This is a genomic window from Acinetobacter lwoffii, assembly GCF_024129685.1.
GTDB lineage: Bacteria > Pseudomonadota > Gammaproteobacteria > Pseudomonadales > Moraxellaceae > Acinetobacter > Acinetobacter lwoffii_X.
On sequence record NZ_JAMXXL010000015.1, the window covers coordinates 40,983 to 53,877 of the forward strand.

A 12,895-nucleotide genomic window follows, 5' to 3' on the forward strand; every position below is an offset into this window, starting at 1 on the left:
GGCTCTAGATCTACCAATGTATTGAACAATCTATAAGATTGGGGCAAATCATTGTAATGCAATTTTTCTGACTTGCGTAAAGTTCATCTGGATTATTCTCTATGCAGATTGTGTATAACTCATATTGACTTTATACTGCGCTCACTTTGCAGCAAGTCCAAGCCTTCAGGCTTTAGGGAAGCTGGTGTAAATCCAGCACTGCCCCCGCAACGGTAAAAAATGAAACGTATCTCATTAAACTCTTTGGTTTACACCACTGCATCTTGATGTGGGAAGGTGGATATACAGCAAAGTCGCTGCTTTGCACATTTAAGTCCGGAAACCTGCTTGCTGTGTTCTATAACTCAATCATTCACGGGGAAGTGAATGTATGGAGCTTTAACATGTCACTTCATTGTCAACCTACTGCCTTGGTAGGTGCGATCGCACTTGCGTTGGGTACCACTTCATCTGTTTTTGCTAACGAGCAAAAAGTTGCAAAAGCATCTTTAGATACCATTGTGATCACGGCATCACGCAGCGAACAAAATATTGAAAATGTGCCGATGCGTCTAAATGTGATTGATGAAAAAACGATTCAACAATCCCCTATTGCTGACTTACCTTCATTATTAACGAAAGAAGCAGCGCTATCAGTCAAACAAGTGGGTGGCTATGGTCAACCAGCTTCAATTTTCTTACGTGGCAGCAATGCCGCACATACCTTAATTTTACAAGATGGTATGCGCTCCAATACCGCAACTGTTGCAGGTACAAATTTACATTTAATTGATACGACAGACATTAAGCAAATTGAAATTCTAAAAGGCCCTGCATCGGTACAATATGGTACTGATGCAATTGGAGGTGTAATTCAACTCATTTCCAAAACACCGACAGAAAATAGTGCGTTTACAACGGTCGAAGTCGGTGAAAAAAATACCTACAAATCACTTGTCGGTGTTGATGCTGCTGAAAATGGCTATTACGCCCAAATTCGTGGGCAACGCCTAGAAACAGATGGTGACCAAATTATTAGCAATCAATCTAAAAAAGCAGGTTTCGATCAAAAAGGCTATTCAGCGAAATTAGGCGTTGATCAAGACAACTTTGGATTGTCAGCGGAATTTAAAGAAAATGAAGGTCACGGCGACTACTTCTCTTATGGTGCACCAGAAGCTTATGATTTCACCAATCGCCTTTATAATATTAAAGGTTATTTTAAGCTTAATCCAAATTTAGTGTGGGAAACTCGCCTATCACAATTTGAAGATGAATACGTAATTGTACAAAGCGCTTATCCATCGACTGTAATCACTGAACAACAAGAAATAGATTCCAATATTCAATGGCAAATCAACGCCGAGCATAAACTTCTTGCGGGTGTACATTACAATAAGACAGAAGCTGAAAGTTTAAACACCTTTAAAGATGAAAATGATAGCACTGGCTATTATTTACAGCACCAATATCAAAATGATGTCATCAGCACCCAAGCGGGTATTCGAGTTGAAGACAATCAGCAATTTGGTACACATAGTGTAGGACAACTCGCTGTTCGACATACCCTAAGCCCTACATCAAGTATTTATGCCAATGTCGGAACAGCATTTCGTGCCCCAGTTGTCGGGCAAATTATTAGTGAACCCGCTTGGTGGGGCGGTAATCCTGACCTACAACCAGAAGAAAGTGTATCTTATGAAATTGGTTTTGATCATCTAATCACCCCATCAATGACATTATACGGTTCTGCTTTTCAAACCCAAGTCGACAATATTATGGTCTCTAACGGAGATACCAACTGGGTATTTGAAAATATGGACAGCGCCACCTTTAATGGTGCTGAATTGGGTTTAAAATTGACACAAGATGACTTCTATGCCAATGCTGAATATGCGTATATTCAAGCCAAGAACGATGATAAAGATAAAGATTTGCCAAATCGCCCACGCCAAAACTTCAACCTAACCTTGGGTTGGGATAATGGTCAATATGGTGCGTCCACGTCTTTAGTAGCTAAAGGTAAATCTAAGGAGGATAAAGGCCTTATTCCAGGCTATGCAGTCATTGATATGAATGCCTATTGGCAAGTGAATCCTCACTTAAAAACCTTTGTGAATATTCGTAACCTAGGTGATACCAATTACAAAACAGCATTTAATGATGCCACATCTTATTACATTGCCAGTGACCGCCTCGCTTCTATTGGAATCACTTTTAAATACTAAGCTCTAAACAGCAAAAAACTTTAAAACAGCGCAGTTTATGGATAATGTTATGACCGACATTATCCTTTTTTATTATCTTCATTAAAAATTCAAGGAACACATATGGGCCACCGTTTAAGTAAAATTTACACGCGCACAGGCGATTCAGGCACTACCGGACTCGGTGATGGCTCACGTGTTGCCAAAGATGATTTACGTATTGATGCACTCGGCGATGTCGACGAACTGAATGCCGTGATTGGCGTATTACGCGCACAAATTTCAGCAAGCACTATTAAAGATCAAGCCGCTTGGGATAAATCTTTAAGCCTGATCCAGCACTGGTTATTTGATCTGGGCGGTGAAGTGTGTATTCCGGGTTTTAATCTGGTGCAACCGGTATCGATTGAGTTTCTGGAAAATGATATCGACCGCATGAATGAAGCGTTGCCGATGTTAAAAGATTTTATTCTGCCTGCCGGAACGCTGGTGTGCAGCTTTGCCCATCAGGCGCGTGCAGTCTGCCGTCGTGCAGAACGCAGCGTAATGTCGGTACATCACCGTGACCAAAATATTCAGGCAGCGTCGCTGCAACTACTTAACCGTTTATCGGACTGGTTATTTGTAGCATCACGCACCCTGCAACGCGCTGAGGGCGGTTTCGAAGTGCTGTGGCAAAAAAATATCAATGACAGCATCGAAAAGTAAAATTATGTTTCAAGTTGCTATCTAAAAATACACGTCAGATGTCTCTTGATTTTACAGAACATCTGACGAAAATAGAAAGTGTCACTCTTCTGTCACGTAGCCCTCGCAAAATGAACTTAACTTTCCCACTCATGAGCATCTTATGCGCATAATTGGTCATCGTGGTGCACGTGGCGAAGCCCCTGAAAATACCTTGGGCGGTTTTCAATATATTCAGGAGATTGGCATTCGCGCCGTTGAGTTTGATGTCCGTCAGCTCAAAGACAATGCCTTAATCATCATGCATGATGACGACTTTGTGCGTACCACCGGTTTGCAGAAGCATCTATACGAGTGTAACCGTCAAGATCTTACCCAATATAATCACGCAGTGGCCTGGTCAGAATGGAATAAAATCGAAGCGACCCCATTGCTCGATCAAACCTTAAATGTCATTCGAAATTTCGAGCATATTGAAGTCGAAATTAAAAGCGTAGCATCTGAAGCAGCAGCTGAAAAAATCGCGTTTGAAGTCGAACAGCAGTTACAAGGCTATGAGCAGGCAGCTATTATTACCAGCTTTGATGCCAAAATTCTGGATGCTTTCAAACAGCAAAACTCACGTTTAAAACGCGGTTTATTGGTTGAAACCGATGTCAAACATCAAGCTATTGATCAGGCGCTGGAACTTGGATGCTGTCATATTGGCTGGATGGATGAATTGGCCAGTAAAGACCTGATTCAAGCCACGCAGGCTGCCGAGTTGAATATCAGTGTCTGGACGGTCAATGATGTCACCCGTGCCAAACAGCTGCGAGACTGGGGCATTCAGGGGGTGATTACCGATTATCCAAAATTGATGCTACAACAACTCTAAATAATCTCTCTTAGCCTTGATTGATCTAGGTATTTCTTGATCCAGTTCATTTCGAAAATGTAATAATGAAAGTGTGAATCTTCCTTAATCAGATTTTATTTGAAAGTGAAATTAAGTTGCCCAACCTCTATATTCTGCAAATTTCCTGATAATATTGTAGAAATTATGAACAACTATTTTCCTCTGATTCATTCGGTTTCCATTTTCTGAAAGAGTGATAATCCTCAGTCACTTAGTCGGAAATCAGAACCCGTCTACGCTCGCAAAATGGTCACTTCTGCCCTACTTATTCTGTTACCGACAAGTACAATACAACCGTACAATAATGCTAGTGATGCCTTAGGGCACATGCTAATATGGACAAGATAGGCTGCTGTTAAAACCAACAGTAGTTTCTGCTTTTTGTTATACCTTCCGAGGTTCTAGGAGTGCTGTTGGAGATGAATGCTCCCTTACCCAAAGCCCCCATCAACTGGATTGCTGTGTTTGCATTGGTATTTTTACCGATCGTAGCCCTGATTGCGATTCCGTTGTATGCGTATCACCATGATTTTAGCGCTGCCGCTTGGATCAGTATGTTTGTTTTACTGGGCGTAAGCAGCCTCGGCATTACAGCAGGATACCATCGCCTGTGGGCACATCGTGCTTATGAAGCCACTTTACCATTAAAAATCATCTTGATGATTATGGGTACATTTGCTGTACAGAATAGTATTTTATTCTGGGCATCTGGTCACCGTACCCATCACCGTCATGTCGATGATGTTGATCAAGACCCGTACTCGATCAATAAAGGCTTCTGGTATGCACATATTGGTTGGATGTTACGTGATTATCCATCAGGTGCAGCCAATTATAAAAATGCGCCAGATCTGTTAAAAGACAAAGTGGTGATGTTCCAGGACAAATACTACGTTCCTTTAGTGATTGCTGTTCATGCTGCGATTTTATTGCCAATTGGTTGGGCAGTCGGCGATGTCTGGGGCGTGTTGCTGTTGGGTGGATTAATGCGTTTAATCCTGAGCCATCATGTAACCTTCTTCATTAACTCACTTTGCCACATGTGGGGAAATCGTCCTTATACCGACGAAAATACTGCACGTGACAACTTCGTACTCGCGGTTGCAACTTGGGGTGAGGGTTATCATAACTATCACCACATTTTCCAATACGATTACCGTAACGGCGTAAAATGGTGGCAATACGATCCAACTAAATGGTTGATCTGGACTTGTTCTAAACTTGGTTTAGCTAAAAACTTGCGCCGCATTCCTAGCTTTAATATCAAAAAAGCGGAATTGGCAATGAAGTTTAAATATGCTGAACAGGATCTTGCGGTATATGGCCATGATGTTTCTGAAGATATCTCGGCGGTAAAAACCAAGATCGCACAGGAATATGATGCATTTACCCAAACTTTAAATGACTGGGCGAAGCTGAAAGAACAGGAAATTCAGGTCAAGAAAGCATCGATGGCTGAAAAAATCCATCAGATGGATGACAAGCTGAAAGTTGAATTCCAGCTGGTTGAACAGCGTCTTTCTCATCATCGTCAAACCTTGAATCTACTGGTTCGTAATTTGAAAAAATCTGCAGTTTCTCAATAAAAGCTGTTGAACACTAAAGCCCCGATTGGGGCTTTTTTTATGTCCGAAAGATAACGTGAACTCTCGCTTATACAACAGTTTTATACAGCTATCTTTGTTATAGTAAATTTATTCCAATCCTGTACTGATGCCATGTATTTTAACTCTCGCTATCAAACACTGCCCGCCCGCCTCTATCACCATCAAGTTCCGCTGCCGTTAAAAGGTGCGAAAGCCGGACATTTTAATGCAGCTTTAGCAGAGCAATTGCAATGGTCGGATGAAGACAAGGCGCAATGGGTCGAGATTTGTAGTGGTCAGAAAGTTTTTACTGAATTTGAACCCTTGGCTATGGTCTATGCAGGTCATCAGTTTGGACAATGGGCAGGACAGTTGGGAGATGGTCGCGGGTTGTTGATTGCGCAAATTCTGGATAAAAATAATCAGACCATTGACCTGCATTTAAAAGGTGCTGGTGCAACCCCTTATTCACGCATGGGCGATGGTCGTGCAGTACTGCGTTCAGTCATTCGTGAGTATCTGGCAGGTCATGCCTTAAATGCTTTAGGTGTAGCATCCAGTAATGCAGTTGGTTTTACTTCATCAATCCAAGGTATTCAGCGTGAGAAGCTAGAGCCGGGCGCGATGATGTTGCGTACTTCAGACTGTCATATCCGTTTCGGCCATTTTGAATGGATCAATCAGTATCAGCCAGATCTACTAGCTGAATTTACCCAGAAATGTATCGAATGGCATTATCCAGAATGCCTGCAAGCCGAACAGCCGATTCTGAGCTTTGCCACAAAAGTTATTCAGCGCACTGCGGTGATGATTGCCAAATGGCAACTGGTTGGTTTTGCACATGGCGTGATGAATACTGACAACCTGAATATTACCGGTTCAACTTTGGACTTTGGTCCTTATGGCTTTATGGAGCGCTTCCGTCCGAACTGGATCAATAACCACTCGGATTATCAAGGGCGTTATACCTATCAGCAGCAGCCAAGTATCGGACATTGGAATTTGTGGCAATGGTTAAACAATCTGGTCCCGCTCTGCCCTACAGATTATGACAAAGAACAATGGAAACAGGATTTAGCTGCATGTCTGGAGCATTATGAACCAAAATTCTTGGAACATTATAAACATGGTTTAAACCAGAAAATGGGCTTGCCAAGTTTCCATAAAGACAGTTTTGACTGCGCTATGGCCTTTCTGCGAATTTTGCAAAGTGAGCAACTAGACTATACCCAGAGTTTTATCGGGTTGCAAAATAAAGACTATGAAGCCCTTAAAGATGATTGTCTGGACCGACGCCAGTTTGAAGCATTCCTGGCGCAATATGGATCTATCCGTGAACACCAGGATATAGAAGAATTGGATGCCGCCATGCAACTGGCCAATCCGCATTATATTCTGCGGAATCATATGGCACAGAAAGCCATTGAACTGGCAGAGCGGGATGATTTTTCTGAAGTAGACCGTCTGTTTAAATTACTCAGTCAGCCTTACCTGAAACAGCCCGATTTGGAACAGCCTGAAGATTTAGCGCCATTGCCAAGTGATGTGCCTGAAGTGATGGTGAGTTGTTCGTCTTAATAAATAGACTCAAAAAACATGCAAAAAATTGATCAAACTAAATTGACACATGAAATTATTGAAACAGCATATAAGCTGCTTACTCACAAACTCGCATTTGGAGGATTAATTACACATAACGAAAGTGCTTTCCAATTAGAATTAGGACATATTTTAAAAACACTTGGGCAGTTGTATGAGTTTAGGTTAAGCGACAAATTCCATTTAGAGTTTGAAACATTTTTACCTTTAAAAACAATGAGTATTAAGAGTCAATCTGAGCGAGCAAGAATTGATATTTTAATTCGTTATCAAGATGGTGATCATCAAACTTGTGCTGCTATAGAACTAAAATTCTTTAAGAAAAGTAACCATCGGGAACCTAACAACCGTTACGATGTCTTTAAAGATCTTTCAAATTTAGAACTTTACAAGAGAAATGGAATCGACATTTGTTATTTCATTCTCGCAACTGATCATGCCCACTATTGCAACCAAATAAAATATTCGGATGATACCCGTGATTTTGATTTCAGGCATAAAAGTACGTACAAAGAAGGAACGATATTAAGTTATAGAACTCCTAAGCCTTACGGAAACGATATTACACTCATGCAAGACTATGAGTTTTTATGGGACCAGATTAACTATTTATATTTTCTGAAAGTACAAGTTTAAATAAATGTGGATGGTTAATAATAACATCCACATTTATTTTTTAATCAATCTTCAGGATATTCAAAACGGTAGCCCACACCATACACCGCCTGAATCCACTCATGACGGTTACCGGTTTCAGCCGCATCTGAAATCTTACGGCGTAAATTCTTGATATGACTGTCAATGACACGGTCAGCCACATCAAAACTGTCCGGATTAATATGATCCAGCAATTGCGCACGTGAATATACCTGTCCGACATGTTCCAGGAATAACTCCAGTAAACGGAATTCGGTCGGCGTTAAATTCAAGGCTTTTTGTTGATACCAGATGCGCTGTTGTGATTTGTCCATACGGAATAAATCATTGCTTTCCGGTTCTGATTTACGATCCAGACGACGTAACACAGCCTGTACACGCGCGACCAGTTCTTTCGGACTAAATGGTTTACAGAGATAATCATCTGCACCCATATTCAGACCCAACACACGGTCAATTTCTTCAGTACGTGCAGTCACCATAATAATCGGTAAATCCGACTGTTCACGTACCTTACGGCAAATGGTCAGGCCGTCCATACGCGGCACCATCAAGTCCAGAATCATCAGACTCGGTTTACGCTGGGTAAAACTGTTATATGCTTCCTGCCCATCATGAAACATACTGACCTCAAAACCAGCAGCTTCCAGATAGTCTCGCACCAACTGTGCAAGTTCGATTTCATCTTCAACCAGCATGACATGTTTCATCAATCTATTCCCTTCATGGTTTCATTTGTTTAGGAAAGCTCAGCTTGCATCGTAAACCACCCAGTGGTGAATGTGCAAAGCTTAAGCTGCCGCCCAGCGCCTGCGTAATTTTACATGATAATGCCAAACCCAGTCCGGTTCCGCCAGTCGCCCGGGTACGAGAATCATCGACACGGTAGAAACGCTCACCAATACGCGCCAGTTGTTCATCAGTCAGACCAAACGGACTATCATCGATATATAAGGTCCATTCTTTATCATCTTGTGTCGTATGAATATGCACCTGCCCGCCTGCTTCAGTATAGCGAATACTGTTACTGAGCAAGTTCGCCACAATCTGTTTAAAACGATCCAGATCCAGATTTAACTCAGTCCCCTCACCGTCTGCATTGACCGTCAATTCAGCCTGCTCAAAATTCGGCTGGAAGTTGATGAGTTCCTGCTGCACCACCTCCCACGGATTCACCGTCGACAAATAGAATTGTAATTGCTGGGCATCGACCTGTGCTAGCGCGGCCAGATCTTGGGTCAGTTTTTTCAGGCTGTTCACCTGAGCCAGCATGGAAGAAAAATGTTCAGGTGTTGGTTTACGAATCCCATCCTGCATCGCTTCAATCTGTGCTTGCAACACTGCCAATGGGGTTTTTAACTCATGCGAAGTATCTGCCACCCACTGACGGCGTGAGGTTTCATGCTGATCCAGAATCACCGCCAATGCATTTAATTCATTGGATAAATCACCTAATTCATCATTCCGGTTCACTTTAACCTGATATTGATAATTTCCTTGGGTCAAGGCACGTGTGCCATTGAGCAGCCGTTGAATCGGCTTTTTGAAATAAGTCGCCAATAACAGGGACGCAATCAGACTCGCCAAAATACTGAGTGCATAAACCAGAAATAAATAACGCTTCTGGTTACTAAAGAAATTGATACTTAAGGCATCATCCTGATCCAGAACCGGTTTTAAGCCCAAATAGCCGACAATCTGGTTATTCACCATAATTGGGCGATAAGAAATCTGCTCATCCGAAGCCTCACCGACCACAAAACGACGCTTGGCATCATACAGAGAAAGACGTGAACTGAGACCAAGACGATCCGGCATCTGGATAAACTGCTTCTTGCCGGTCGGCTGCTGTGCTGGCTGTTCCCCATTCTTGCGATCAGCCCTAAACAGATTCTGATTGGAGCTGAGCGGGAATTTCAAGCCTTCAAAGGGCTGAAACTGTGAAGGCAAATTAGATGCCAGCACACGTAATTCTTCTTCATTGACCTGACGTTGTGGCAGCGCCGGATCTACCATACTGGGTGCGACCTGAGCCAGAGTCTGTTCCTGAAAATAACGCTGCTGCAAGGCAATATCATACTGACGGCGTAACCACCAGCGTGACAAACGGTCATAATCATCCGGTGCGGCTTCACCTTCCATCTGGAGGATCTGTGCCTGAATCGCATTGCCCCAGTCCTGATAGACTGCATAGACATCTGCCAGATTTTCAATCACATAATCCAGCTTCTGCATTTCGACATCAGCGACATAACGGGCGAAATTACGCTGCATATTCAGATGCAATACACCCAGACTTACCGTGGTAATGACCAGCGTGGTCAACAGCACGGTCAAAAATAGACGTAATGCAATGGGAATGCGGCGAATGTTCAAAATAGAAATCTCAATTTTTCTTCTATATTCATTATTGTAGCGAACACCGCAGCAAAAAACTCTTCATTGTTTCTTCATCTTTATTGTTTAATCTTTATCTGACATAGAATCAGCTTCTTGACGGGGATAAATACAATGCAAACCATGACAAAAATAGCTTTAATCAGTGCAAGTGTTTTATCAATGGGCGCGTTGACTGCCTGTCAATCCACCAGCAATGTGCCAAGCAATGATCATCCCCACATGATGAAACATCATGAAGGCAAAAAACAGCATCTAACTCCCGAACAGCGTGAGCAGTTTAAGGCAAAGCGTGCAGAACGCATGCAGTTTGCCAAACAGCTTCAACAGGCCTGCGACAATAAAGCTGTGGGCTCGGCCGTTCAAATCAAGACTGGCGATAAAACCATAGACGGCACCTGCAAGATGGTCTTTAAAGCAGATCGTAAAGAGATGAAAAGCCATCGCGACATGAAAGCTGAGCATCGTCCAATGCGTGCTGATATGCGTAGAGGCATGATGCACGGTGAAGTCTTGACGGATGCCAAACGTGCAGAATTGACTAAACAGTTTGATCAGCGCCTCGCTCAACATCAGGCACATCAACGAGCCATGCTGCAAGCCTGTCAAGGCAAAAAAGACGGGACTGCTGCACAGATCAAGATGAGCGAACAAACTATCAATGGCAAATGTCATGTCCGTTTCCAGCCCACAGCCTCTACCTATTAATGCATAGGAATCAAGGCTTCACGACTAGCACCTTCGGGTGCTTTTTTATTGCGTGCTCTTTCATGCATACAGTTGACTATTCGTTTCCTGCAGAATATGGCTAAAGTCTTTATACTCAAGACCTTTAATGCGTCATGCAGATTAATCTTTGACTTTACAGTCACCAAGAAAACACCCCGAAAAGCTTGTACCGCAGGGGAAGTTGTTGCACGATTAGATCATTCCAAACCGTGTCAGTGAAGACAGGTTTTAGTTCATCTAAGATTATAACGCTGGTTCAACCAGTATTGAGGAAACCGATATGCCACAATACAAAGCGCCTTTACGTGATATGCAATTTGTGTTGCATGAATTATTAAATGCTGAACAACACTATGCAAATCTCCCTGCATTCCAAGAAAACGTAAGCCGTGAGCTGGTAGATCAGTACTTAGAAGCTGCGGCCGACTTCTGTGAAAACGAATTGTCTCCGATCAACCAGACCGGTGACCGTGAAGGCTGTACCTGGAATGACGGCGTTGTTACGACTCCGACTGGCTTTAAAGAAGCGTACCAAAAATACATCGAGCTTGGCTTCCCTTCTCTTTCTGCTGAAGAACAATACGGCGGTCAAGGCTTACCGAACTCTTTAGGTATCGCGATTTCTGAAATGGTGGGTACTGCGAACTGGGCATGGGGCATGTACCCTGGCCTGTCTCACGGTGCGGTTCGTACTTTAGAACATCATGGTTCAGCTGAACAAAAAGACGCTTACCTGCCTAAACTGGTTTCAGGTGAATGGACGGGTACCATGTGCTTAACTGAATCTCATGCGGGTTCTGACTTGGGTATTATCCGTACTAAAGCTGAACCACAAGCGGACGGTAGCTACGCAATCTCTGGCGAGAAGATCTTTATCTCTGCTGGTGAACACGACATGGCAGAGAACATTATCCATATCGTACTTGCTCGTCTGCCAGGTGCACCGAAAGGTACCAAAGGTATCTCATTATTCATCGTGCCAAAATTCAACCTGAATGCTGACGGTTCTATTGGCGAGCGTAACGGCGTACGTTGTGGTTCGATCGAACACAAGATGGGTATCCATGGTAACGCGACTTGTGTCATCAACTTTGACAATGCTAAAGGCTTCCTGATTGGACCTGAAAACCGCGGCTTGAACTGCATGTTCACGTTCATGAACACAGCACGTATCGGTACAGCAGTTCAAGGTCTTGCAGCATCTGAAGGTTCATTCCAAGGCGCGCTTGCATACGCAAAAGATCGTCTGGCAATGCGCTCTCTTTCTGGTCCTAAAGCACCTGAAAAAGAAGCAGATCCAATCATTGTGCATCCTGCGGTACGTAACATGCTTTTAACTCAAAAAGCATATGCAGAAGGTGGTCGTGCACTGGTTTACCTGTTAGCACAATATGCTGACGTGGTTGAACATGCTGCAGAAGAAGCAGACCGTAAATTTGCAGACAACATCCTGTCATTGCTAACACCAATCGCAAAAGCATTCCTGACTGAAACCGGTTCTGAAGCTGCGAAACACGGTGTTCAGGTATTCGGTGGTCATGGCTTTATTTCTGAGCACGGTATGGAGCAGATCGTACGTGATACACGTATTGCTTGCCTGTACGAAGGTACCACTGAAATTCAGGCACTAGACTTGTTAGGCCGTAAAGTATTGGGTACGCAAGGTGCAATGTTGAAAGACTTCACCAAGATCATCCATAAATTTGCTGAAGCGCACAAAGACAATGCTGCAATGAAAGAATTCGTTAAACCATTGGCTGCCTTGAACAAAGAATGGGGCGATCTGACCATGCAGATTGGTATGCGCGCGATGCAAAACCCTGAAGAAGTGGGTGCGGCTGCAGTCGATTACCTCTACTTCTCTGGTTATGTCACTCTAGCTTACCTATGGGCACGTATGGCATTGGTTGCTCAGGAGCAACTGGCTGCGGGCACCACTGATGTTGATTTCTACAATGCCAAAGTGACGACAGCACGCTTCTACTTCAAGAAAATCCTGCCACGCGTTCGTTCACACGTTGAAGTGATTGCGACAGGTGTAGAGCCATTGATGAACCTGGATGCGGAACACTTTGCATTCTAAGTTAGTCTCAGACTAGCTACATTTCAGAAAAAGGACGGTCAATCAACAGGCAGTCCTTTTTCTTTATAAAGAG

The 12,895-nt window shown here is 43.2% G+C and carries 10 protein-coding genes and 1 riboswitch; of the genes, 8 read left to right on the forward strand and 2 right to left on the reverse strand.

What is annotated here, in order from left to right; all coding sequences use genetic code 11:
- Positions 1 to 136 precede the first annotated feature (136 nt).
- Positions 137 to 345, forward strand: a riboswitch (cobalamin riboswitch).
- Positions 346 to 383: 38 nt separating this feature from the next.
- From NI464_RS08885 to NI464_RS08910, 6 genes are all read left to right on the forward strand, one after another.
- Positions 384 to 2,207 carry a TonB-dependent receptor plug domain-containing protein gene (locus tag NI464_RS08885; RefSeq protein ID WP_253138183.1) on the forward strand — a complete coding sequence of 608 codons (1,824 nt, stop codon included), beginning with the start codon at positions 384 to 386 and terminating at the stop codon, positions 2,205 to 2,207.
- 102 nt (positions 2,208 to 2,309) lie between these two features.
- Complete coding sequence (locus NI464_RS08890; protein WP_253138184.1) at positions 2,310 to 2,894, forward strand: cob(I)yrinic acid a,c-diamide adenosyltransferase; 585 nt, start codon at positions 2,310 to 2,312, stop codon at positions 2,892 to 2,894.
- Between the two features lie 142 nt (positions 2,895 to 3,036).
- The gene (locus tag NI464_RS08895; RefSeq protein WP_253138185.1) at positions 3,037 to 3,750 is read left to right on the forward strand and encodes a glycerophosphodiester phosphodiesterase; all 714 of its coding nucleotides are present in this window, start codon (positions 3,037 to 3,039) and stop codon (positions 3,748 to 3,750) included.
- 440 nt (positions 3,751 to 4,190) lie between these two features.
- A complete protein-coding gene (locus NI464_RS08900) occupies positions 4,191 to 5,357 on the forward strand; it encodes an acyl-CoA desaturase (protein WP_004647507.1) in 1,167 nt (388 codons plus the stop codon).
- Positions 5,358 to 5,489: 132 nt separating this feature from the next.
- Positions 5,490 to 6,935, forward strand: a complete 1,446-nt coding sequence (locus NI464_RS08905; RefSeq protein WP_253138186.1) for a protein adenylyltransferase SelO — start codon at positions 5,490 to 5,492, stop codon at positions 6,933 to 6,935.
- An 18-nt stretch (positions 6,936 to 6,953) separates the two neighbouring features.
- Positions 6,954 to 7,592 carry a hypothetical protein gene (locus NI464_RS08910; protein WP_253138187.1) on the forward strand — a complete coding sequence of 213 codons (639 nt, stop codon included), beginning with the start codon at positions 6,954 to 6,956 and terminating at the stop codon, positions 7,590 to 7,592.
- Positions 7,593 to 7,636: 44 nt separating this feature from the next.
- Here NI464_RS08910 and NI464_RS08915 read toward each other — a convergent pair whose 3' ends face one another.
- Entirely contained in the window at positions 7,637 to 8,323 is a 687-nt protein-coding gene (locus NI464_RS08915) for a response regulator (protein WP_004278304.1), read from the reverse strand.
- Between the two features lie 13 nt (positions 8,324 to 8,336).
- The gene (gene baeS, locus NI464_RS08920) at positions 8,337 to 9,989 is read right to left on the reverse strand and encodes a sensor histidine kinase efflux regulator BaeS (protein WP_253138188.1); all 1,653 of its coding nucleotides are present in this window, start codon (positions 9,987 to 9,989) and stop codon (positions 8,337 to 8,339) included.
- A gap of 135 nt (positions 9,990 to 10,124) precedes the next feature.
- On the opposite strand from baeS, the gene NI464_RS08925 reads away from it, so the two are divergent.
- Complete coding sequence (locus NI464_RS08925) at positions 10,125 to 10,718, forward strand: hypothetical protein (RefSeq protein WP_138743080.1); 594 nt, start codon at positions 10,125 to 10,127, stop codon at positions 10,716 to 10,718.
- Between the two features lie 301 nt (positions 10,719 to 11,019).
- The gene (locus tag NI464_RS08930) at positions 11,020 to 12,822 is read left to right on the forward strand and encodes an acyl-CoA dehydrogenase C-terminal domain-containing protein (RefSeq protein ID WP_253138189.1); all 1,803 of its coding nucleotides are present in this window, start codon (positions 11,020 to 11,022) and stop codon (positions 12,820 to 12,822) included.
- The last annotated feature ends 73 nt before the right edge of the window (positions 12,823 to 12,895 follow it).

Excerpts from the sequence above, each read along its gene's own strand:
- NI464_RS08885 (WP_253138183.1), top strand. The coding sequence starts at position 384 with ATGTCACTTCATTGTCAACCTACTGCCTTGGTAGGTGCGATCGCACTT.
- NI464_RS08890 (WP_253138184.1), top strand. The coding sequence starts at position 2,310 with ATGGGCCACCGTTTAAGTAAAATTTACACGCGCACAGGCGATTCAGGC.
- NI464_RS08895 (WP_253138185.1), top strand. The coding sequence starts at position 3,037 with ATGCGCATAATTGGTCATCGTGGTGCACGTGGCGAAGCCCCTGAAAAT.
- NI464_RS08900 (WP_004647507.1), top strand. The coding sequence starts at position 4,191 with ATGAATGCTCCCTTACCCAAAGCCCCCATCAACTGGATTGCTGTGTTT.
- NI464_RS08905 (WP_253138186.1), top strand. The coding sequence starts at position 5,490 with ATGTATTTTAACTCTCGCTATCAAACACTGCCCGCCCGCCTCTATCAC.
- NI464_RS08910 (WP_253138187.1), top strand. The coding sequence starts at position 6,954 with ATGCAAAAAATTGATCAAACTAAATTGACACATGAAATTATTGAAACA.
- NI464_RS08915 (WP_004278304.1), bottom strand. The coding sequence starts at position 8,323 with ATGAAACATGTCATGCTGGTTGAAGATGAAATCGAACTTGCACAGTTG.
- NI464_RS08925 (WP_138743080.1), top strand. The coding sequence starts at position 10,125 with ATGCAAACCATGACAAAAATAGCTTTAATCAGTGCAAGTGTTTTATCA.
- NI464_RS08930 (WP_253138189.1), top strand. The coding sequence starts at position 11,020 with ATGCCACAATACAAAGCGCCTTTACGTGATATGCAATTTGTGTTGCAT.